Consider the following 21,054-nt stretch of genomic DNA (forward strand, 5'->3'; position numbering starts at 1 on the left):
TAGCTGTGTCATCCCGTGGCTCAAAAAACGTCATTGCGAGGAGCGAAGCTCTGTTGCAATCTCAGGACATTTTCACGAAATTGCCACACTTCTTTTAGTCGCGTAGCTCATGACGGAAAAACTACAACAATCGAGCATATATGAACAAAACTTCTATAGTTTGGTTACGGCGTAATTTGCGGCTGCATGATAATAAATCATTCGCAGCAGCACTTCGTAATTCTGATAAAATCCTACCAATTTTTATTTTCGATACCACTATTTTAGAAAGGTTTAAAAATCCATATGACAGACGGCTTTCCTTTTTAGCAAACACACTTTGTTTAATTAATGATGAACTTAAAAAGCTAAAAGGGAAGCTGTTAGTATTTCACAGCAACCCTTTAGATATCATTCCAAAACTCGCAGCTACCTTAAAAATTGAAAATATTTATGCTGATGAAGATTATGAGCCAAACAATATAGAACGTGATAAAAAAGTTCAGGAGTTGTTAGGTAATGATTGCACGCTTAATTTATATTGTGATCATTTACTTATAAAGCCTGATAGAGTTTTAACGAAAGATAATAAGCCTTATAAAGTATATACTCCTTATATGCAGGCTTTTCGTAAATTTATAGCGGATAATGGAAGTATATCACATAATAAGCTACTAACAAATTATAGCTATAATTTAGAGGATAAATTATATACACCCAAAAGTATAGAGCTGAAAACTATTGACCTAAATGTAGGGGAATCTGAAGCATTAAAACAAATCGGTTACGTCTATAAAGAAGATGAGCTTGGCAGCCTAAAAATGCTCAGAATGTTTTAGATAAATTCATCATGAGAAGAATAAATCGTTACAAAATCGATCGGGATTTTTTATATCTTAACGGCACAAGTACCATCTCACCTTATTTAAGGTTTGGGCTTGTATCGATAAGAGAATGTTATCGTAAGGCTTTTAACGCTACCTCAAACCCGGGTAGTATAACGTGGATTAATGAACTAATTTGGGGAGAGTTTTACGCAACTATTCTATATCATTGTCATTGCTAAAGTAAAGGGGACCACTAAATTGCACGAAAAAGGGACCAGAGAATTTGGTGTAACCTAATAAGGTTATAATGTGCAATATTCACTAGATAATTAATTAAAATAAATATCTAGTGATACAATGATAAGAATAAATATGTACACAACAATTATCACCCTTTATAAGCAAGGCAACAGTCAAAGAAATATTGCCAAACTAACAAGGATAGACCGTAAAACAGTAAGAAAAATAATAAATCGTTACGTAGAGTCTGGTACAGAATATCCTGCACCCTATGAACGATCTTCAGCACTGGATTCTTGGCACGAACAAATAATTGAGTTATTAGAAAAGAATCTAAGTTACATAAGAATTTTTGAAGAGTTAAAAATTCAAGGTTATACAAAAAGTTATGGTTCGCTAACCCGTTATATCAAAAAATATAAGATTCAGAATAACAGTTGCATTCGTTTTCATACTTTAGCAGGAGAGGAAGCACAAGTAGATTTTGGTGACATAGGCTTACAGTATAATGCCCAAGGGCGTAGAGTTAAAGCATATGTGTTTAATATGCGTTTAAGCTATAGTCGCCTTGATTATTATGAAGTAGTGTTTGATCAAAGTTGTAAAACATGGATACAATGTCATATCAATGCATTTAATTATTTTGCTGGTAGTCCAAAAGTAATAAAACTTGATAATCTTAAAGCTGGGGTGGTAGATAGCAATTTCTATGAGCCTGTATATCAGAAGGAATACAAACGTTTAGCTGATCATTATGGGATTTTACTTTCTCCTTGTCGTATATATCAACCTCAAGAAAAAGGCAAAGTAGAATCAGGCATAAAGTATGTCAAAAATAATTTTTTTGCTGGACGTAAATTTCATAGATATGAAGAATTAATACACGATCTTGCAAACTGGTTAAATAAAGCAAATAACCGAATACATGGTACTACTAAAAAAATTCCTCAGGAACTATTTGAGCAAGAAGAAAGTAATAATTTAATGCCCTTACCATTAGAAACGTTTGATTTATCATCGTGGCATAATCGAAAAGTAGCAAAAGATTGTCATATCACCATAGATAATAATTATTATTCCGTACCAGCAAAATATATATACAGTGAAGTATTGGTACAATTATCACCAAACCTTGTTCAAATATTTTCTATACAAAATGATTTAATAGCAAGGCACGTTAGAGTAGATGGCAAAGGAATATTTACCACTAATCCGTCTCATTATGCCAAATATAAACGTCTATGCCCAGGTTTTATAGAATATAGCGAACATTATCAACAACAAATGCAGCAGATAGGCAATAATTGCAGTTTATTATTAGAGTTATTACAACAAACACGAGTAAATGATTGGCAACGTTGTGCCAGAGGTATTATTTCTTTACGTAAGGTTTACAATGATGAGTTAATAGATAAAGCCTGTCATAGAGCATTACATTACGGTATAAGTTCTTACTCTAAAATTAAGAATATCTTAAATAGTAATGCAGTAAACTTACCATTGCCAGAGTTTGGAGGTCAGAATGCAGAACTTGCTTAATGACCTACGTAGTTTTAGATTATCAGGTATAGTCAATAGCTTAAATGAAAGGATTATTTATGCTCAAAATAATAAACTAGGATTTAAAGAATTTCTCTCACTATTATGTGAAGATGAAAAATCTCACCGTAAGGATAATAATTACCGTCGTCGTAAAAATGCTGCTAAATTACCGGTAACTAAAAATTTAGAAGACTTTGATTTTCAGTTCCAACCAAGTATTGATACCAAAGTAATAAGTGATTTATCTACTTGTGATTATATTAATACTAAGGGCAATGTCATATTCATAGGTAATTCTGGAACTGGCAAAACTCATCTTGCTATTGGATTAGCATTAAAAGCTTTAACACGAGAATACTCTGTATATTTTACTACGGTATCGGATATGCTTTATAATTTACATATTGCAAGAGCAGATAATAGCTATCACAAAAAAGTTAAATTACTCTTATCATTTGACTTATTAATTCTTGATGAGTTAGGTTTTAAGCAATTACCAAAACATTCAGTAGATGATTTTTTTAATATTATTGCTAAACGATATGAAAATAAATCTACCATTATCACCACAAACAAGGATTTTGAAAGATGGAATGAAATATTTGCTGATGAGTTATTAACTCATGCAATTATTGATCGAGTAGTACATCATGCACATATACTAAACATCACAGGTAAAAGTTATCGTATTAATAACTATAAATCTGGAGGTAATATGACATAAAAAATTTTAAATAAAGTGGTCCCTTTTTTACGTAATTTAGTGGTCCCTTTTTATTTGACAATGACAATATCATTTTCCAAATACTGTTAATGAGGAATTTTTAGAAAAATATAAAAACAAAATACCTTGGAATAATAAGAAAGAGTATTTTGATAAATTCATTAATGCCGAGACTGGTTATCCTATAATTGATGCAGCAGTTAAGCAGCTTGTCGGTGACGGCTGGATGCATAATAGGGCAAGGATGATCGTTGCTAGTTTTTTCAGCAAGAATTTGCTTTTAGACTGGCGGAAAGGTAAAGAGTTTTTCGCTCAGTACCTTATGGATTACGAACTCGCTTCTAATGTCGGCGGATGGCAATGGGCAAGTTCTTGTGGTACTGATGCTCAGCCTTATTTCCGTATTTTTAACCCCTATACTCAAGGGAAAAATTTTGACTCAGATGCTGAGTATATCAAGAAATATTTACCTGCCTTAAAAAATGTCCCACCACATATTATCCACAATATTAATTTCCACAAAATGTATGATCATTACCTAGAACCGATAGTAGATTATGGGCTATCTAGAGCAAGAGCTATTGAGGTATTTAAGGAAATTGGAGGAGTGCGAGAAGATATATCTTTATCAAAAATTGATGAATAATATGAAATTTCGAATGCAAAGTTCGAAATTTCATGATATAATTTTCTTAAAGATCAAATATTGTGATTTATGAAAGCCATTGTTGAACGTCCAAAATATTTAGAAAAAATCAAAACTCAATTTTTAAGTCATAAGATAGTAGCACTTCTAGGTCCAAGACAATGCGGTAAAACCACACTAGCCCGTCAATTTGCTCACGGGCATCAGGACGTACATTTTTTTGACTTAGAAGATATCAGAGATTTAGCAGCGTTAGAGAATCCTTATATAGCACTTGAAAATAAAAAAGGCTTAATTATTATTGATGAAATTCAAAGATTACCAAATTTATTTCCTACGCTGCGAGTTCTAGCCGATAAAAATATAGAACAACAATTTTTAATATTAGGTAGTGCTTCAAGAGATTTAATTAAACAATCCTCAGAAACCCTTGCCGGTAGAATATCCTATATTGAGGTACATCCTTTTTCTTTATTGGAAGTAAATAACATAAAACAATTACATTTATTTGGTGGCTTTCCGAATTGCTACCTTTATCCCGAGACAGGATTTGATTGGCTTGAACAATATATTAGAACTTTTTTAGAACGAGATATTCCAAACCTTGGATTTTTGATTCCGCCAATTACATTACGCCGTTTTTGGACTATGCTTGCTCATTATCATGGAAATATTTTTAATGCTTCTGAAATTGGAAAATCCTTAGGAATCAGTGACCATACTATAAAAAATTATCTGGATATCTTATCCGGTACTTTTATGATACGTCAATTATATCCATGGTTTGAAAATATTTCTAAACGTCAGAAAAAAAGACCTAAAATATATTTTACTGATTCAGGCATATTTCATCATTTAATTGATATTTATTCACAAGAACAATTATTAAAAAATCCAAAACTAGGAGCTAGTTTTGAGGGCTTTGCTTTAGAACAAATAATAAGGCTATTTGATAAACGAAGCGAGGATTGCTATTATTGGGGAATACATCAAGAAGGGGAACTCGATTTATTCATAAAGCATAAAGGTTTAAAGCTAGGCTTTGAGTTTAAGTTTAGCGACGCCCCTACTCTCACTTCCTCTATGCATAAGGCTATACAATATTTAGCACTGGATGAATTATTTGTTATATATCCTGGGACAAAAAAATATCAATTAGCAATTAATATAACTGTTGTACCTATTAAAGATATAATAACGCTTATTTAATTAAAATTATATTGAATTATGTAACAAAACATATAATATAATTAGAAATTTTAAAGACGAGAGGATAATTTATTATAAACTTCGTTACGATTTCTTTTACCAATAGCAAGTACAAGTATTATGATACGATTATCATCTACTTCATATACTAATCGATAACCAACCGACTTTAGCTTTATTTTATATAAGTTATTTCCACCGCTTATTGCGTCTTTGGGTATACCTTTAATACTTCAAGATTTGGTAAGTCAAATAAGCGGTGAGTCTGCGGAACGTAGATAAACTACGTGAGCAAAGACGAATCCCGAAATTTGGCTTGCCAAATCTTGAAGTATTAAAGGTATATACAAGGAGTTTTAAGTCTTTCCTTTAATTTCTTTTTAAATTGTTCCTTTATGGTAGAATCGAGTTTGTCCCACTCTTTTTTAGCAACAGGGATAAACTCCAGACTATAAGTCATTTATATTAACCTTGATTGCCTTTGATTTATCTTTTAACCTAATTGTAGCAAGTTCTAGTAAATATTGATCATCTAGAGCTTCAATTATTTGTTCATATAGTTTAGCAGGAATTACGTAAGCGGTAGGTTTATTATGATTTAGTAAAGCGACAGGTTTACCATTAGATTTATCAAGTAAAGCAGTAGGACTTTTCTTAAATTCCGATATACTAACTGTTAAATTTGCGTAAATATGCTCCATAATTATAACTATAATAAGCATTTAATTAAGTACTAACTATAGTACATAATTTTGTGTTTATCAAGAATATATTTTTGTTAATTTGGCATTATTAATATAAAATCAGTAGACGAAGCTCTATTTGGAAAATAGTAAAGCATTTTAAAGCTTTTAACCGCAGCGTCTACCTATACTCATAATCCTTATGTAACTTGTTAGCTAGTGCTTGCTCCCAGCGATCACCATTTTGCAGCAATCTTTCTTTATCATAAATAAGGGCAGTATGGGTTAGGCTGGCAAACTCAAAATTAGGACCTTCAACTATTGCATCAACAGGGCATGCTTCTTGGCATAGCCCGCAATAAATACATTTAGTCATATCTATATCATAACGGGTGGTACGTCTACTGCCATCTTCCCGCTCATCTGCTTCAATGACTATTGCCTGTGCCGGACAAATAGCCTCGCAAAGCTTACAAGCGATGCAACGCTCTTCGCCATTCTCATAACGACGCAAAGCATGCTCACCCTTAAACCTTGGGCTAACTGGGCTTTTCTCATAGGGATAATTGATAGTGACTTTAGCTTTGAAGAAATATTTTAAAGTCAAAGCCAAGCCTTTTATTATCTCGTATAGAAAAAAAGATTTTAAATAATTGATCATATTTTATTTTTCAAGCAGACTTTTTAATAATCAAACTCCTATCTCTGTAACTTATATCTTCTTGTTTTGTTACTTGCGAATGATTTGAATAGGTTACCCATTTAGGATTATAATCCTCTACTTCATTACCCCATTGTTTCCAATTCGGTCTTGTACCTCTAGCAAAAAGCTCTAAATAAGGTCCTTTGCTACATTTTTCTATTAATTCATATAATTCATCAGGCTTTCTAGAATGCTCTCGCTTTCTACTACTTATTAAATTAACTTGGCTTCTAGCAGGGGCTAAAGTACGAGCAGTTTTTCCTCGCACACCAAATAAGACTATTTCCGTAACATTGCGAAAATAAAATCCTACCCCTCTACCGTCAGGTCCGCCATCTTTGCGAATTTTAGACCAAATTATATTTGTTTTATAAGTAAAGCCCCACGCTTTCATTACCTCCAACCCTTCTTGAAGCAGAGCATTGGGAACCCATAAATATAAATGTGCTGGCTCAAGAATACAATTTGCTACAGGAATATTTTTTATTTCATCAAGTTTTAATGTGGAGTAGCGATTTAGTCTTTTATGCTCTGGGGCGACCTTACCTGTTCTATTTTCAAATTGCCAAGGAGGATCAGCAAGGATAGTATGAAATTTGCCTTTTACATTATTTTCAAAATCTTCTTTCGCTGTTACGATATTACTCACGACTTAATCCTCTATGTATAATTTGTTAGTAATACCAAAAACTAAAATTGGACAACCTCCCCCACCGCCACCTTCAATTTTTGGAAGTAATTTAGATATATGGGTAGTAGAAGCACCATATGAGCTACTTTTACCGATAGAATTAAATATTTTTTGTAACTCTGTACATCTAGTTATTATAATTCCTATATAGCTAACACGGGAAGGTTTGTACCATTGCTGCTGTTATTGCATCACGAAAATCTTTAAAGTTTTTAATAATTTTTCTCAGGTAATTTTTAAAATTAGCCCAACAGTGTTCGATAGAATTTAAATCTGGAGAATAGACCGGTAGATAAATAAGAGTACAACCCGCTTTTTCTATTAATTCCTTTACCAACAGTGACTTATGAATACTCGCATTATCCATTATTACAAATTGTCCAGGTTTGAGTGATGGGCATAATAGCTCACCTACCCACTGATTAAATAATTGCTTATCAATATAACCGGAATGCTCTAATGGAGCAATTAATTCTTTGGTGCCCTCATTATAACCAGCAACTATATTTACTCTCTCAGTAGCAAAACCTCCTTGCTCTGCGTAAGATCTGGCTCCTCTCTCTGACCATCCGTACAACATGGTTATATTATTACTTACCCCCATTTCATCACAATACACAAGTTTGTCAGATGCTATTTTATCAATATATTCTACAAATTGTTTTCTGGCTTCTTCATTCCTGCCTTTGTATTTTGGCTCTTTTTTTTATATGTAATCTTCATTCTATGAAGCGTGTCATAAAATGTGCTCATTGGTAGCTCGGGTGCTACTGCATCTCTTATATCTATAGCTCGGCTATCAGGATTCTTTGCTAAAAATTCAATTATATGCTCCTTATTAGTAAACCTAGCATCACGTCCACTTTGCATATGTTGTCTTGAGCTGTAGTCTCCATTTTCTTTATAACGTCTAATCCAATTTGATATCGTATGACGCTCTATACCCAATAAGTCTGATATTGCTTTTATTCTATATTTAGAAGTATTGTGCAGACTGATTACCCTATCTCTTAAATCCTGACTGTATGCTTTCATCTCTACCATAATTAAAAGCTTTATCTTATATGATTCTAAGGAATAATGCTAGTCGCGTTAGCTATACTTATTGCACGCAAATCAAATAAAAGTCTAAAATTATTTAGATCTCTATCAAAAAAAGGATCTTTATTATTCCATTCAATTTCTAATGCTATTCTATTTTTATAACAATCAACTTTATGGGTCGGAGAGTCTAAAGAATTTTCATCTACTATAACTTTGGTTGAAAACGTTTTTTCTTTCCAACCTAATTCTGCAAAAGATTTATCTATTGATTTCGATATTTCAGATTTTTCACCTCCTCCTACAGTAATCCAGCTTTTCTTAAAACGAAAGTCTTTTAGTACCTGTATTATATCACTCCACTCATCAACAAAATCATTTTTTAAAATAGCAATAGCATGTTTCCACTCATGAATTTCATAATGTTCTTTGATAAAATCAGGAAAAAGTTCTTTACCCATAACTGTTAAATACCCGGCAAATTATCAGTATAAATTAATACACTCGACACCAGCACTACCCAAAATAAAGTTAGCGGTAGAAATACTTTCCAGCCTAAACGCATTAACTGATCATAACGATATCGTGGCAGCGTTGCCCTAATCCATAAAAAGCAAAATAGCAAAAATCCAACTTTAAAAACAAACCAAAAGAAACCTGGGACACAATCTAACCATGATATATTAAATGGCGGTAAATACCCCCCTAAAAAGAAAGTGGTAGTCATTGCACTAACTAATATCATATTAGCATACTCACCTAGGAAAAATAAAGCAAAACCCATAGAGGAATATTCGACATTATAACCGGCAACTAGCTCTGATTCTGCTTCCGGTAAATCAAAAGGCAATCTGTTTGTTTCAGCAAGTACTGAGATAAAAAATACCACCCCCATCGGCATTAGCATTAAATCAATCCACCACGGCATAGTTCTCTGTGCTTCAATAATTTGGCTTAAGTTCAGAGTACCGGTAGCAAGTAGCACAGTAATAATAACAAGCCCCATCGATACTTCATAAGAAATCATTTGTGCCGATGAGCGTATAGCTCCAAGAAATGCATATTTTGAGTTGCTAGCCCAGCCGGCAATAATAATGCCGTAAACACTTAAGGAAGAAATAGCAAGAATATATAAGACTCCGACATTAATATCGGCAAGAACTACGCCTTTTGCAAAAGGTATAACTGCCCAACCGATTAAGCTTAATATAAAGGTTATCATCGGTGCTAGGACAAATAATATTTTATCGGCGTTAGTCGGAATGATCGGCTCTTTAAATAATAGCTTTACCGCATCTGCTATAGGCTGCAAAAGCCCAAATGGTCCAACAACATTAGGACCCTTTCTAAGCTGCATAAGCCCGATTACACGACGCTCAGCATATGTTAAATACGCAACGCATAATATTAATGGTATAGTAATCGCCACCACCTTTAAAGCGATTATAATTAACGGAAAAATATATTCAAAAAAGAGTTCTGTCATAATGTTATTTAATTGTCATACAATCGTCATTGCGAGGAGATGCGTAGCAACGACGCGGCAATCTTATGAGGTAGTATATATTCCTGAGATTGCCACACTCGCTTCGCTCGTTCGCAATGACGGTTCAAGTCTTCACGCTGCCTCCTCATCCCTTTTCTGCTTAGCCTTTACGCATCTTGCCATGGTTACAGAATTCTTACTAATAACGTCAGTCATGTAATAATTAATAGGTCTAGAAGTTATAGGCTCTTTTGATAATTTATCTTTAGAACTAAATTTAGCAAACTTATTCTCTATAATTTTACCGATATCAGCAAATACGGGATATTCTTCAGCAAGCTTTGTTCGTACTTCCTGTAAATTACTTGCCCTAATATCCACTTGCAAATAATCAGCCAGCTCCTTAATTATCGCTATATCTTCTTTAGCTTTCCCTACAGGTGATACTGCTTTTTCTGCTATTTGCGGTCTACCCTCTAGATTTACGTAAATTCCACTCTGCTCAGTATAAGCAGCTGATGGTAAAATAACATCGGCTTTCGTAGCACCAATATCCCCATGATGCCCTTGATACACTATAAAAGCTGATTTAAGCTTATCAAAATTAACTTCATCTGCTCCAAGCAAATAAGCAAGTTCTATCTCTTCCAGTTTAGTAGATTCAGTATTAAAACCGATATCAAGCCCACCAACCATCGATGCGTGATTATGAAGTATATTAAAGCCTTTCCAATCATCCCGCGTGATATTATATTTATCGACCATTTTATGGATTAGCGATAATATAGCATATCCGTCATCTCGCCCATAAACACCATCACCTACTATAATCATCGGATATTTTGCTGCTTTTAATTCTTTTGCAAATTTATGCTCATCTAAAGCTAGCTCCTCAAGTATCTTGAGATCGCTTCCTAAATCCTGAATTTTATAGGTTTGGTTATGCCCCTCTCCTATTCTTACTACTTTCAACGAACCTACTCGAACTCTTCCGCCTATTCTACTATTTAAAACTGGTGCTATCTGCCTTGGATTTGCTCCGATTAACAAGCATAAATCGGCTTTTTCAAGCCCTGCAATAGTTGTATTAAATAAGTAATTTCCTCGCTGCGTAGTATCTAATTTATAGTTAAACTGATTAACGCTATAATTATTACAACCGATTTTTTGCAAGAAAGTTTTAAGCATAAACATTGCTTCAACGGAAGCAAGAGTCCCAGCGAAAACAGTAATTTTTTCTGGCTTAATAGATTTAATTTTATCAGCTATTGCTTTTAAAGCTTCATTGAAGCTTGCAGAGACTAATTTACCATTTTTTCTAATATAAGGCTGATCTAAACGCTGATATTTTAAGCCATCATAGCTAAAACGATTTTTATCTGAGAGCCATTCTTCGTTAATTTCCTCATTGACTCTTGGTAATACTCGCATCACTTCGTCACCCCTACTATCAATGCGGATATTCGAACCTTCTGCATCATGCACGCCAATACTAGCAGTATGTCTTAGCTCCCACTTACGAGCTTTAAAGGCATAAGGTTTGGAGTTAAGAGCTCCGACAGGACAAATATCTATCATATTGCCGGAAATTTCAGAATCCAAAGTTTGCTCTAAATAAGAAGTAACTTCCATATGCTCACCACGATGGATAGCCCCCATTTCTTCTATTCCTGCTATATCATTGGCGAATCTAATACATCTAGTACATTGTATACATCTGGTCATCGCTGTTTTAATCAGCGGACCCATATATTTATCTTTAATAGAGCGTTTATTTTCGTGAAATCTATTAGTGCCTTTACCATATCTAAAAGCCTGATCTTGCAGATCACACTCTCCGCCTTGATCACAAATAGGACAATCAAGAGGGTGATTAACAAGCAAAAACTCCATCACCCCTTCACGGGCTTTTTTCACCATTGGCGTATCAGTATGAATAACCATACCGTTGCCTACAGGCATTGCACAAGAAGCTATCGGCTTTGGTGATTTTTCCATTTCAACCAAGCACATACGGCAATTACCAGCAATTTTTAAACGCTCATGATAACAAAAATGTGGGATTTCTTTACCGGCTTTTGTGCAAGCTTGATAAACCGTAGTACCTTCTGATACTTCTATTTCTTGACCATCTATCGTAAGTTTTATCATTCTTATTGTTTTAAAAATTGTACAAATCAAGTTTGAAGCGGTTCTTCACTTGATTTGAAATTATAAATTTTTTAAATCACCACTTTTTAGTAAATTTTACTGAGGTGTTCATTTCATAAATTGTTGCAATACCGCTACAATTATTTTATCCAGTAAGTCATAGGATTTGGATATGCCTGATCTTCTATCATATATTTAAAGCCGATAGCAACACGCAATATATACCAAACAGCTAAAATAAAATATAACACTACGCCAATAACAATAAACGTAAATATAAAACATACGATCCATCCGAGAACACTAAGGCAGAAAGTACGGAATAAGAATATATAATGACTAGTGGCAAAATTATTGCCTTTATCCTTGTTGAGATATGCAAAAAACACACCTATTAAAGGCAATATCGGTGCTACTATTCCGCATAAATATAATATATACACTACAATTAAATTTTTTTTACCGCTTTCGGTATATTCCTTAAGTTGTTTATCCATATTTTTACCTTTTATTTCTCTATTTCTAATTTCAACTTTTCTATTTCTTCTTTTGAAAGCTTAGTATATTTAATGATTTTTTCTATAGGCTCATTATCTTGTAACATTTCTTTTGCTATCTCTATTTTACCTTCTTCTTTTCCTTCTCTAAACTTACTTTTCTGGTTTAATTCCTCTGTTTGAGCAGCAAGCATCGCTTTAATATAATTGTCATATTCTGCTTCACTCCAATTAAATTGCTCAATAGTCTTATAGGCTGACAATACTATCTCATCCTTGGTATGCTTTGGCGGCTCTTTAGCTTTATCAAATTTAGCCATCATATATAGCCAATCGTCTCAAGCTCGTTCGCTTCTTTTGTAAACTTATCAAGCTCCACAAATACATAAGATAAACATTTAAGTTGATTCCTACCAAATAGTTTGATGATAACTAATACATTCTTTTTCTTCAGGTAATGCCTGAAATCCGGAAGTAATTACTACCATAACTACAGGGGCAAGGTCAGCATATTCTTTTCCTATTTTTAATTGTGAAGAAAACACTACACAACCATAAAATTGTACCCTTGCTAAAAAAGCATCAGCATAACCATTCTGCATCTCAACAATATAAATATTGCCAGAATTATCTTTTACTTTAACGTCAACAATACTCCTTTTATTCTGTCCTAAATCCGGCACTTGTTCATTTGAAATATATTCAAGGTCAATAATTCTTAACTCTTCCGGCAACCGCATAATATTATTGAGAAAGCTGATTAACCTTGCTTTATCCGTAAACAGCTTTTTAAAAGCTACATCATTTGTTGGGTCTAAATATCTTTGCATATTACTTTAAATTCTCTACCACAAAATGCATAATACTGCCATGCTTTATATAATTTATCTCATTATCTGTAAATATTTGCAATATTAAATCAATAGTTTGCGTTTCGCCATTCTGTTTTTTTATAATACATTTAACCGGATTATAAGGTTTTATATGTTCGTTTAAACCTATAATATCAATAGATTCTGATCCATCTAATTTTAAATCAAAACGAGTCATATTATTTGTAAAAATTAGCGGTAATACTCCCATACCGACTAAATTTGAACGATGTATTCGCTCAAAACTTTCAGCAATAACAGCTTTAACACCAAGCAACTGCGGACCTTTTGCTGCCCAGTCTCTTGATGAACCACTACCATATTCTTTGCCGGCAAAAATTACCGCAGATACACCATTTGCTTTATAATCCATTGCTGCATCATAAATAGTTTGCTGCATATTTTTTAGCTGGTTTATAGTAAAACCGCCCTCTACTCCTTTGCACATTTCATTTTTTATGCGAATATTGGCAAAAGTACCACGCATCATCACTTCATGGTTTCCTCTGCGTGATCCGTAAGAATTAAAATCAATAGGTGATATTTGATGATCCATTAAATATTTAGCAGCAGGGCTAGTTTTACTTATACTTCCCGCAGGTGAAATATGATCGGTAGTAATAGAATCACCAAAAATTGCTAAAATTCGTGCCGATTTAATATCTTTTATACTATTTTTACTGCCTATATTTTCAAAATAAGGCGGATTGTTAATATAAGTACTGCTTTTATCCCAAGCATAATTAGAGCTACTAGTTATCTCTAAGCTTTGCCATTCTTTTGTTCCGCTAAATATATCGGAATATTTTTCTACAAACATAGATGAATTAATAGAATTTGCAATGACCTTATCTATCTCTTCTTTACTTGGCCAAATATCCTTTAAATAAACATCTCTGCCTTTATCATTTTTTCCTAATGGTTGATTTGTTAGATCAGTATTAAGGCTACCGCTAAGAGCATATGCTACAACTAAAATAGGCGAAGCAAGATAGCTAGCTTTAGTAAGCGGGTTAATTCGCCCTTCGAAATTTCTATTGCCTGATAAAACAGAAGCAACGACTAAGCCGTTTTTGTTGATTGTATCTTCTATTTCTGGGTTTAAAGGTCCTGAATTACCAATGCAAGTAGTACAGCCATAACCGACCAAATTAAATCCTAATTGATCTAAATATTGATTAAGTCCGCTGCTTTTTAAATATTCTGTTACAACTTTCGAGCCAGGAGCAAGCGAAGTTTTAACCCAAGGCTTAACCTTTAATCCCTGCCCTATCGCTTTTTTAGCAAGCAAAGCTGCCCCAATCATCACAGAAGGGTTAGAGGTATTAGTACAGCTAGTAATCGCTGCAATCACCACATCACCATTACCAATTTCGTAATTCTGATTTGCTACAGCATGTTTTGTATCAATACTTATATTATTTGAAGAAAAAGTCGGCAACTCTTTCTTAAAACCACTTGCTACATCACCTAAATTTACACGATCTTGCGGACGTCTTGGACCTGCTAGCGAACTTGTTACTTCAGATAAATCCAGCTCTAAAATATCAGTATATTCTGCTACATGGTCAAAATTGCACCATAAATCTTGAGCTTTGGCATATTCTTCTACTAATTTGATTTGCTCTTTATCTCTACCTGTCAGCTCTAAATATTTGATAGTTTCCTGATCAATCGGGAAAAAACCACAAGTAGCACCATATTCAGGTGCCATATTAGAAATGGTAGCACGATCGGCAATTGTCATAGCTCTAAGCCCTTCGCCATAAAACTCAACAAACTTACCTACTACTTTTTTCTTCCGTAGCATTTCAGTAATCTTTAAGACTAAATCGGTGGCAGTAGCAGTACCTGTTAACTTACCTGTTAGCTTTACGCCGATTACTTCCGGCAGAATCATAGTAAGCGGCTGTCCAAGCATTGCGGCTTCTGCTTCTATACCGCCAACACCCCAACCAAGTACCGATAACCCATTCACCATGGTTGTATGGCTATCTGTACCAACCAAACTATCAGGATAAGCCACACCATTACTATGCCACACGACTTTTGCCAAATACTCTAAATTTACCTGATGGCAAATACCAGTACCCGGCGGAACTACCTTGAAATTATTAAATGCTTGCTGTCCCCACTTCAGAAACTGATAACGCTCTATATTGCGTTTCATTTCCATTGCTACATTTTTGTCAAATGAGCTACCCGACGCATAAGAATCAACACTAACTGAGTGATCTATAACTAAATCAACAGGGATAAGCGGATTGATTTTTAGCGGATCACCACCTATCTTCTTCATCGCATCACGCATAGCAGCAAGATCAACTATAGCCGGCACACCTGTAAAATCCTGCATCAAAACCCTTGTCGGCATAAAATCTATTTCCGCATCAGATTTTTTATTCTTTAGCCATTCTTTGAATACCAGTAAGTTTTGTTTTGAACCGGTACGTAGCACATTCTCAAACAATACTCTCAAACTATAGGGCAGTTTTTTTAAAGGCAAATCGATATCGCTTGCAGCTTTATTTATGTCGTAAATTTTATATGAGATATTATTAACTGATAATTCTTTAAGATATTCTGCATTATGCATCTTTTGCATATTTTCCTCGTTTGATATTCGTTATGATACCACCCCGTGGAGGCATTGTTGCGTAGATCGAGAGTTGTCATTGCGAGCGAATGAAATGAGCGTGGCAATCCAGAGAAAATAATAAAAAATGCTATAAATTAGCATTTTTTAACTGGATTGCTTCGTCAATTACTTTGTAATTTCCTCGCAATGACAGGGTAAAACCGATCTACGCAACAACGCCCCTCGTGGCTTGTACCTGCGGGGTCTTGTGTCACAGACTGTATTCTAAGATCCCGCGATCAAGTTAGCTAGATGATAGCTTATACTTAACCTTACCCCAAAACGTAGATTTTTAAAACAAATTAATGCCGATGTGGGAGATATTTATATAGATTTTTGAAGAGCAGTGAGTTTATTTTCTATTTCCGCTTCACTTAAACCGGTAACGTTAATAGCCGTTTCTGTAGCTATGTTAATATAACTTCCTGTTACTTCAGCAGTTACACCATTAGCAATAAGATAAGTAATTTTCGGCTTGTGCATATCATCTATGTAAACTTGTACTAATCCAGCTTTTAAGCTAACAATCATCGGAGCATGACCCTGCAATACACCAAACTCACCCTCTTCACCTGGAAGCGTTACCATTTTAGCCTGCTCTTCAAAAACGATATTTAAAGGCGTAATAATTTTAACGTTAATTGTTTCGCTCATATGATAATATAATTTTTCGTCATTATGACTGAACTTTGTTTCCTGTCATCCCGTGATTTATGAACTAGAGCCAGTTAAAAATACTAATAAAATTAGTATTTTTATTATTTTCTGGATCCCGTGGTCAAGCCACGGGATGACTACCTTAGGGCGTTTTTCGATCCACGCTGGCAATGCCGCCACGGGATGACACCGAAAATACTTTGAGGTCCACGTGGGATAACAATTTATTTTAGTGTCTTAGCCTTCTCCACTGCTTCCTCTATAGTCCCAACCATATAAAAAGCTGCTTCCGGTAAATCATCATATTTACCTTCTGTGAGTCCTTTAAAGCCTGCTATAGTATCGGCTAAATTAACAAACTTCCCCTCAGCTCCAGTAAATACTTCAGCTACATGGAAAGGTTGCGACAAGAAACGCTGTATTTTTCTTGCACGTGATACTGTTAGTTTATCTTCTTCAGATAACTCATCCATACCTAGGATAGCGATAATATCTTGTAGAGATTTATAAGTTTGCAATATTTGCTGCACCTTTCTTGCTACATTATAATGCTCTTCCCCAACAATCATCGGATCAAGCACCTGCGAAGTACTATCTAGAGGGTCAACTGCCGGATAAATTCCAAGCTCTGCTATCTGACGGCTAAGTACTGTTGTGGCATCTAAATGTGCGAAAGACGTTGCCGGAGCAGGATCGGTTAAGTCGTCTGCCGGTACGTATATAGCTTGCACGGAGGTTATTGAGCCGTTCTTAGTCGAGGTGATACGCTCTTGTAATTCACCCATATCGGTTGCAAGAGTCGGCTGATAACCTACTGCTGACGGAATTCTGCCAAGTAATGCTGATACCTCTGAACCTGCTTGCGTAAAACGGAATATATTATCGACGAAAAACAGAACATCTTGCCCCTCGTTCATATCTCTAAAACTCTCCGCAACAGTAAGCCCCGTTAATGCAACCCTTGCTCTTGCACCTGGTGGTTCGTTCATTTGCCCATAAACTAAAGCTACTTTTGATTTTTCTGGCTCTTCAAGATTAATAACTCCTGAATCAATCATTTCATGATAAAGATCGTTACCCTCTCTAGTTCTCTCACCAACTCCAGCAAATACGGTATAGCCACCGTGTGCTTTCGCAACATTATTAATCAGTTCCATTATAAGCACGGTTTTACCAACCCCCGCACCACCAAACAGCCCTATCTTACCGCCTTTAGTATAAGGGGCAAGTAAATCAACAACTTTAATGCCAGTTACTAATATATTACGATCAGTTGATTGCTGAGTAAAGCTTGGTGCAGATTTATATATAGACGAAATGCTTGAGCCTTTAATCTTTCCTTTGCCGTCAATCGGTTCGCCTACGACATTCATAATTCGTCCTAACGTTTCGATTCCTACCGGAATACTAATTGGGCTACCAGTGTCTACTACTTCCATACCTCGCACTAACCCCTCCGTGGAGTCCATAGCGATACAACGCACTGTATCATCACCTATATGCTGAGCTATCTCTAGTACTATTCTTTGCTTATCGTTATAGCACTCAAGGACATTTAAAATCGGCGGTAATTTACCTTTATTGGTAAATTTTACGTCAACTACCGCTGAAATAATTTGAGTAATTTTCCCGATATTTTTTTTCATTATTTTTTCTTTTGTTAAGATAATGTTGTTATTTTGTCATTGCGAGGATATGCATAGCAGAGGGCGGAGGCAATCTCAGGAATTTTATATACTACTTCATGAGATTGCCACGCTCCTTACAGTCGCTCGCAATGACGGTGACAGTTAGTCAAACCGCTTCGGAACCCGCTATTATCTCTATCAATTCCGTAGTAATAATTGCTTGTCTTGACCTATTTAACTTTAATACCAATTTATTAATTATATCATGAGCGTTATTTGTAGCATTTTCCATAGCAGTCATTCTTGAGCCTTCTTCACTTGCTCTATTTTGTAGCAGTGCATAATTTATTTGTGAATTAACATATAAATTAATCAAATTGGAAATTAGATTTTCTCCCTCATACTCATAAATATCGTTAGCTCCCTCTATCTTTGAATCATCATGATATTTCTCTATTGGTAAGATTTGCTGCTTCGTCATTATTTGAGTCATAGCATTTTTAAATTTATTGAAATAAATAGTACAATTACTTACTTCTAAACTTGTTACTAATGCCATAATCTTTTGCTTTATTTGCAACATTAGATTTTCATCATGGTTTTTTGGCAAGTCAAAATAACTATCAATATAACTTTCATAAGACTTTTTTAATGCCTCATAACCTTTTTTCCCGATAATAATAAGCTTGATTTTTTCGCCTTTACTTTTTAAGTTTTCAATATCACTTTTTACTTGTTTAATTATCATATAATTAAACGTTCCGCACAAACCACGCTCAGACGTCATAACTATTAGCAAATTTGCTTTATTGGTCTCTGTATTGAAAAATTTTTGTGCTTCTATAGGAAAGTCATAAATATCAGCGGATAATACAGTAGACATCATTTTACTAATAGCTTCAACATAAAAATTTGAATGAGCTATTTGATTTTTTATTTTTGTCAATTTAGAAGCTGAAACTAATTGCATTGCCTTAGTAATCTTCTGCGTAGATTTAACGCTTTTTATTCTAGTTCTTAGCTGTTTTAAATTTGACATAAATATTTTAATATTTTTATGTCATTGCGAGGAGAAGCTGTAAGTTTCGACGAAGCAATCTCATGAAGTAGTATAAAATTCCTAAGATTGCCACGTCGCTATGCTCCTCGCAATGACGATTTTTCCCCTACACAAAAACAACAACTCTAATCTACCTTGACAAAGTCCTTAACGAAATTCTCTAAAAATGTTTTTAATTTCTGTTCATTTTCTTCAGTGATACGCTTTTCACTTTTTATTGACTCTAAAATATCTTTTTGATTCTGCTTTATCTCACTAAGCATTTTTTCTTCAAATTCCTTAATTCTTTCTATAGGTATATTAATTAAATATTTTTTAGTTCCAGCATAAATACTTATTATCTGCTCTTCGACTGAAAAAGGATGATATTGTGCTTGTTTTAATATCTCAACGAGTCTCTTACCATGTTCGATTTGTGTTTTAGTGGCAGAATCTAAATCTGAACCAAATTGTGAAAAAGACTCAAGTTCTCTAAACTGGGCTAATTCAAGCTTTATCAAGCCTGCAACCTGCTTCATAGCTTTTATTTGTGCAGCAGAACCAACACGGCTTACCGAAATCCCGACATTAACAGCCGGTCTTATACCTTTATAAAACAGCTCGCTTTCTAAGAAAATTTGACCGTCAGTAATAGAAATAACGTTTGTTGGAATATAAGCAGATACGTCACCTGCTTGGGTTTCGATTATAGGAAGTGCCGTAAGTGAACCGCCGCCTTTCTCCTCAGACATTTTAGCAGCACGCTCAAGTAATCTTGAATGCAAGTAAAATACGTCACCAGGATATGCTTCACGTCCGGGCGGTCTTCTAAGTAATAATGATATTTGTCGGTATGCGACAGCATGTTTACTTAAATCATCATAAATAATAAGTGCATGCTTGCCGTTATCACGGAAATACTCACCCATACTACAAGCAGCATAAGGAGCAACAAATTGTAATGCAGCAGCTTCCGAAGCAGTAGCCGAAACAATGATTGTATAATCCATTGCCCCAGCATCTTCTAGTTTTTTTACTATCTGGGCAACGCTTGATCTTTTTTGCCCTATTGCTACATAAATACAATAAATTTTATCTTTCTCATTTTTTAGTGAATGAGCTTGCTTTTGGTTAATAATAGTATCGATAGCTATTGCTGTTTTTCCAGTTTGTCTATCACCTATTATTAATTCTCTTTGTCCTCTTCCTATCGGAATTAATGAATCAATAGCCTTTATACCGGTTTGTACAGGCTCACTAACGCTTGTTCTATCGATTATACCAGGAGCTTTCATTTCAATATGGCGATATTCTTTGCTCTTAATATCACCTTTACCATCAATAGGGTTACCAAGTGCATCAACGACACGACCAAGCAAAGCAGTTCCTACTGGTACTTCTAGCACCTCTTTGGTTCTTTTTACTTTATCACCTTGCTGTACCTGATTATCCTCACCCATAATCACAGCACCAACGCTATCATTCTCTAAATTTAAAACCAGTCCTTTAACACCTGATTCAAATTCCACTACTTCACCGGATTGCACATTTGCAAGACCATAAATTTTTGCTATACCATCACCAACATTTATTACTTGCCCTACTTCTTCAAGCTCGCTTAAACAATTGATATTTGCTATCTCTTTTTGTAATATGTCAGCTACTTCAATAGGTTTTAATTTCATATGGTTTAAGTTTTTTTAATTATTCACGTCATTGCGAGAAGAAACTGAAAGTTTCGACGAAGCAATCTCAGGAGTCAGATACTGTTTCATGAGATTGCCACGTCGATGCGTTGCAT

23 protein-coding genes and 1 pseudogene are annotated in these 21,054 nt (G+C 34.6%); 6 read left to right on the top strand and 18 right to left on the bottom strand.

The window, feature by feature from the left end; genetic code table 11:
* Positions 1–140 precede the first annotated feature (140 nt).
* The 5 genes from AAGD54_RS00665 to AAGD54_RS00685 all read left to right on the top strand — a co-directional run bounded on the left by AAGD54_RS00665 (position 141) and on the right by AAGD54_RS00685 (position 5,167).
* Positions 141–818, top strand: a complete 678-nt coding sequence (locus tag AAGD54_RS00665; protein WP_341794745.1) for a deoxyribodipyrimidine photo-lyase — start codon at positions 141–143, stop codon at positions 816–818.
* A 360-nt stretch (positions 819–1,178) separates the two neighbouring features.
* On the top strand, positions 1,179–2,585 hold the full coding sequence (gene istA, locus AAGD54_RS00670; protein ID WP_341794291.1) for an IS21 family transposase: 1,407 nt from the start codon (positions 1,179–1,181) through the stop codon (positions 2,583–2,585).
* Complete coding sequence (istB, locus tag AAGD54_RS00675) at positions 2,569–3,312, top strand: IS21-like element helper ATPase IstB (protein ID WP_341794290.1); 744 nt, start codon at positions 2,569–2,571, stop codon at positions 3,310–3,312. Before istA ends, istB begins: the two co-directional genes overlap by 17 nt.
* Positions 3,313–3,433: 121 nt before the next feature.
* Positions 3,434–3,958 (top strand): FAD-binding domain-containing protein, encoded by a 525-nt coding sequence (locus AAGD54_RS00680; protein ID WP_341795141.1) that lies wholly within the window; start codon positions 3,434–3,436, stop codon positions 3,956–3,958.
* A gap of 69 nt (positions 3,959–4,027) precedes the next feature.
* Positions 4,028–5,167 carry an ATP-binding protein gene (locus AAGD54_RS00685; RefSeq protein WP_341788684.1) on the top strand — a complete coding sequence of 380 codons (1,140 nt, stop codon included), beginning with the start codon at positions 4,028–4,030 and terminating at the stop codon, positions 5,165–5,167.
* Positions 5,168–5,217: 50 nt separating this feature from the next.
* On the opposite strand, the gene AAGD54_RS00690 is transcribed toward AAGD54_RS00685, so the two are convergent.
* Complete coding sequence (locus tag AAGD54_RS00690; protein WP_341795142.1) at positions 5,218–5,397, bottom strand: type II toxin-antitoxin system RelE family toxin; 180 nt, start codon at positions 5,395–5,397, stop codon at positions 5,218–5,220.
* 16 nt (positions 5,398–5,413) lie between these two features.
* Between AAGD54_RS00690 and AAGD54_RS09415 the strand changes: the two are divergent.
* Positions 5,414–5,513: pseudogene (locus AAGD54_RS09415) on the top strand (diaminopimelate epimerase); the annotation flags it as partial.
* A 103-nt stretch (positions 5,514–5,616) separates the two neighbouring features.
* On the opposite strand, the gene AAGD54_RS00695 reads toward AAGD54_RS09415, so the two are convergent.
* From AAGD54_RS00695 to atpA, 17 genes are all read right to left on the bottom strand, one after another.
* The gene (locus tag AAGD54_RS00695) at positions 5,617–5,868 is read right to left on the bottom strand and encodes a type II toxin-antitoxin system prevent-host-death family antitoxin (protein ID WP_341788683.1); all 252 of its coding nucleotides are present in this window, start codon (positions 5,866–5,868) and stop codon (positions 5,617–5,619) included.
* Between the two features lie 163 nt (positions 5,869–6,031).
* Entirely contained in the window at positions 6,032–6,511 is a 480-nt protein-coding gene (gene nuoI / locus AAGD54_RS00700) for an NADH-quinone oxidoreductase subunit NuoI (protein ID WP_341788682.1), read from the bottom strand.
* A gap of 10 nt (positions 6,512–6,521) precedes the next feature.
* The gene (locus AAGD54_RS00705) at positions 6,522–7,202 is read right to left on the bottom strand and encodes an MT-A70 family methyltransferase (RefSeq protein WP_341794746.1); all 681 of its coding nucleotides are present in this window, start codon (positions 7,200–7,202) and stop codon (positions 6,522–6,524) included.
* Positions 7,203–7,205: 3 nt separating this feature from the next.
* Positions 7,206–7,391 carry a BglII/BstYI family type II restriction endonuclease gene (locus AAGD54_RS00710; protein ID WP_341795143.1) on the bottom strand — a complete coding sequence of 62 codons (186 nt, stop codon included), beginning with the start codon at positions 7,389–7,391 and terminating at the stop codon, positions 7,206–7,208.
* 4 nt (positions 7,392–7,395) lie between these two features.
* A complete protein-coding gene (locus AAGD54_RS00715; protein WP_341795144.1) occupies positions 7,396–7,890 on the bottom strand; it encodes an IS630 family transposase in 495 nt (164 codons plus the stop codon).
* A gap of 5 nt (positions 7,891–7,895) precedes the next feature.
* Positions 7,896–8,288, bottom strand: a complete 393-nt coding sequence (locus AAGD54_RS00720; protein WP_341794304.1) for an IS630 transposase-related protein — start codon at positions 8,286–8,288, stop codon at positions 7,896–7,898.
* A gap of 26 nt (positions 8,289–8,314) precedes the next feature.
* Positions 8,315–8,746: a BglII/BstYI family type II restriction endonuclease gene (locus AAGD54_RS00725; protein ID WP_341794747.1), complete on the bottom strand. Its 432-nt coding sequence runs from the start codon at positions 8,744–8,746 to the stop codon at positions 8,315–8,317.
* Between the two features lie 5 nt (positions 8,747–8,751).
* Positions 8,752–9,771 (bottom strand): NADH-quinone oxidoreductase subunit NuoH, encoded by a 1,020-nt coding sequence (nuoH, locus tag AAGD54_RS00730; RefSeq protein WP_341788679.1) that lies wholly within the window; start codon positions 9,769–9,771, stop codon positions 8,752–8,754.
* Between the two features lie 132 nt (positions 9,772–9,903).
* Positions 9,904–11,922 carry an NADH-quinone oxidoreductase subunit NuoG gene (nuoG, locus tag AAGD54_RS00735; RefSeq protein WP_341794748.1) on the bottom strand — a complete coding sequence of 673 codons (2,019 nt, stop codon included), beginning with the start codon at positions 11,920–11,922 and terminating at the stop codon, positions 9,904–9,906.
* 140 nt (positions 11,923–12,062) lie between these two features.
* A complete protein-coding gene (locus AAGD54_RS00740) occupies positions 12,063–12,419 on the bottom strand; it encodes a DUF4870 family protein (RefSeq protein WP_011476796.1) in 357 nt (118 codons plus the stop codon).
* Between the two features lie 11 nt (positions 12,420–12,430).
* Complete coding sequence (locus AAGD54_RS00745; protein WP_341794749.1) at positions 12,431–12,742, bottom strand: hypothetical protein; 312 nt, start codon at positions 12,740–12,742, stop codon at positions 12,431–12,433.
* Positions 12,743–12,829: 87 nt separating this feature from the next.
* On the bottom strand, positions 12,830–13,249 hold the full coding sequence (locus AAGD54_RS00750; RefSeq protein WP_341794750.1) for an Rpn family recombination-promoting nuclease/putative transposase: 420 nt from the start codon (positions 13,247–13,249) through the stop codon (positions 12,830–12,832).
* A 1-nt stretch (position 13,250) separates the two neighbouring features.
* Positions 13,251–15,896: an aconitate hydratase AcnA gene (acnA, locus tag AAGD54_RS00755; RefSeq protein WP_341794751.1), complete on the bottom strand. Its 2,646-nt coding sequence runs from the start codon at positions 15,894–15,896 to the stop codon at positions 13,251–13,253.
* Between the two features lie 357 nt (positions 15,897–16,253).
* Positions 16,254–16,583: a F0F1 ATP synthase subunit epsilon gene (locus AAGD54_RS00760; protein WP_341788675.1), complete on the bottom strand. Its 330-nt coding sequence runs from the start codon at positions 16,581–16,583 to the stop codon at positions 16,254–16,256.
* 227 nt (positions 16,584–16,810) lie between these two features.
* The gene (gene atpD / locus AAGD54_RS00765) at positions 16,811–18,232 is read right to left on the bottom strand and encodes a F0F1 ATP synthase subunit beta (RefSeq protein WP_341788674.1); all 1,422 of its coding nucleotides are present in this window, start codon (positions 18,230–18,232) and stop codon (positions 16,811–16,813) included.
* A 148-nt stretch (positions 18,233–18,380) separates the two neighbouring features.
* Positions 18,381–19,253 (bottom strand): ATP synthase F1 subunit gamma, encoded by an 873-nt coding sequence (gene atpG, locus AAGD54_RS00770; protein WP_341788673.1) that lies wholly within the window; start codon positions 19,251–19,253, stop codon positions 18,381–18,383.
* 146 nt (positions 19,254–19,399) lie between these two features.
* Positions 19,400–20,938: a F0F1 ATP synthase subunit alpha gene (gene atpA, locus AAGD54_RS00775; RefSeq protein ID WP_341794752.1), complete on the bottom strand. Its 1,539-nt coding sequence runs from the start codon at positions 20,936–20,938 to the stop codon at positions 19,400–19,402.
* Between the last annotated feature and the right edge of the window lie 116 nt (positions 20,939–21,054).

The organism is Rickettsia endosymbiont of Rhinocyllus conicus, from assembly GCF_964026465.1.
Lineage (GTDB): Bacteria > Pseudomonadota > Alphaproteobacteria > Rickettsiales > Rickettsiaceae > Rickettsia.

Bases quoted from the DNA above. Each gene is read 5' to 3' on its own strand.
- AAGD54_RS00665 (WP_341794745.1), top strand. From the start codon at position 141: ATGAACAAAACTTCTATAGTTTGGTTACGGCGTAATTTGCGGCTGCAT.
- istA (WP_341794291.1), top strand. From the start codon at position 1,179: ATGTACACAACAATTATCACCCTTTATAAGCAAGGCAACAGTCAAAGA.
- istB (WP_341794290.1), top strand. From the start codon at position 2,569: ATGCAGAACTTGCTTAATGACCTACGTAGTTTTAGATTATCAGGTATA.
- AAGD54_RS00685 (WP_341788684.1), top strand. From the start codon at position 4,028: ATGAAAGCCATTGTTGAACGTCCAAAATATTTAGAAAAAATCAAAACT.
- AAGD54_RS00695 (WP_341788683.1), bottom strand. From the start codon at position 5,868: ATGGAGCATATTTACGCAAATTTAACAGTTAGTATATCGGAATTTAAG.
- nuoI (WP_341788682.1), bottom strand. From the start codon at position 6,511: ATGATCAATTATTTAAAATCTTTTTTTCTATACGAGATAATAAAAGGC.
- AAGD54_RS00720 (WP_341794304.1), bottom strand. From the start codon at position 8,288: ATGGTAGAGATGAAAGCATACAGTCAGGATTTAAGAGATAGGGTAATC.
- AAGD54_RS00725 (WP_341794747.1), bottom strand. From the start codon at position 8,746: ATGGGTAAAGAACTTTTTCCTGATTTTATCAAAGAACATTATGAAATT.
- nuoH (WP_341788679.1), bottom strand. From the start codon at position 9,771: ATGACAGAACTCTTTTTTGAATATATTTTTCCGTTAATTATAATCGCT.
- nuoG (WP_341794748.1), bottom strand. From the start codon at position 11,922: ATGATAAAACTTACGATAGATGGTCAAGAAATAGAAGTATCAGAAGGT.
- AAGD54_RS00740 (WP_011476796.1), bottom strand. From the start codon at position 12,419: ATGGATAAACAACTTAAGGAATATACCGAAAGCGGTAAAAAAAATTTA.
- AAGD54_RS00745 (WP_341794749.1), bottom strand. From the start codon at position 12,742: ATGATGGCTAAATTTGATAAAGCTAAAGAGCCGCCAAAGCATACCAAG.
- AAGD54_RS00750 (WP_341794750.1), bottom strand. From the start codon at position 13,249: ATGCAAAGATATTTAGACCCAACAAATGATGTAGCTTTTAAAAAGCTG.
- acnA (WP_341794751.1), bottom strand. From the start codon at position 15,896: ATGCAAAAGATGCATAATGCAGAATATCTTAAAGAATTATCAGTTAAT.
- AAGD54_RS00760 (WP_341788675.1), bottom strand. From the start codon at position 16,583: ATGAGCGAAACAATTAACGTTAAAATTATTACGCCTTTAAATATCGTT.
- atpD (WP_341788674.1), bottom strand. From the start codon at position 18,232: ATGAAAAAAAATATCGGGAAAATTACTCAAATTATTTCAGCGGTAGTT.
- atpG (WP_341788673.1), bottom strand. From the start codon at position 19,253: ATGTCAAATTTAAAACAGCTAAGAACTAGAATAAAAAGCGTTAAATCT.
- atpA (WP_341794752.1), bottom strand. From the start codon at position 20,938: ATGAAATTAAAACCTATTGAAGTAGCTGACATATTACAAAAAGAGATA.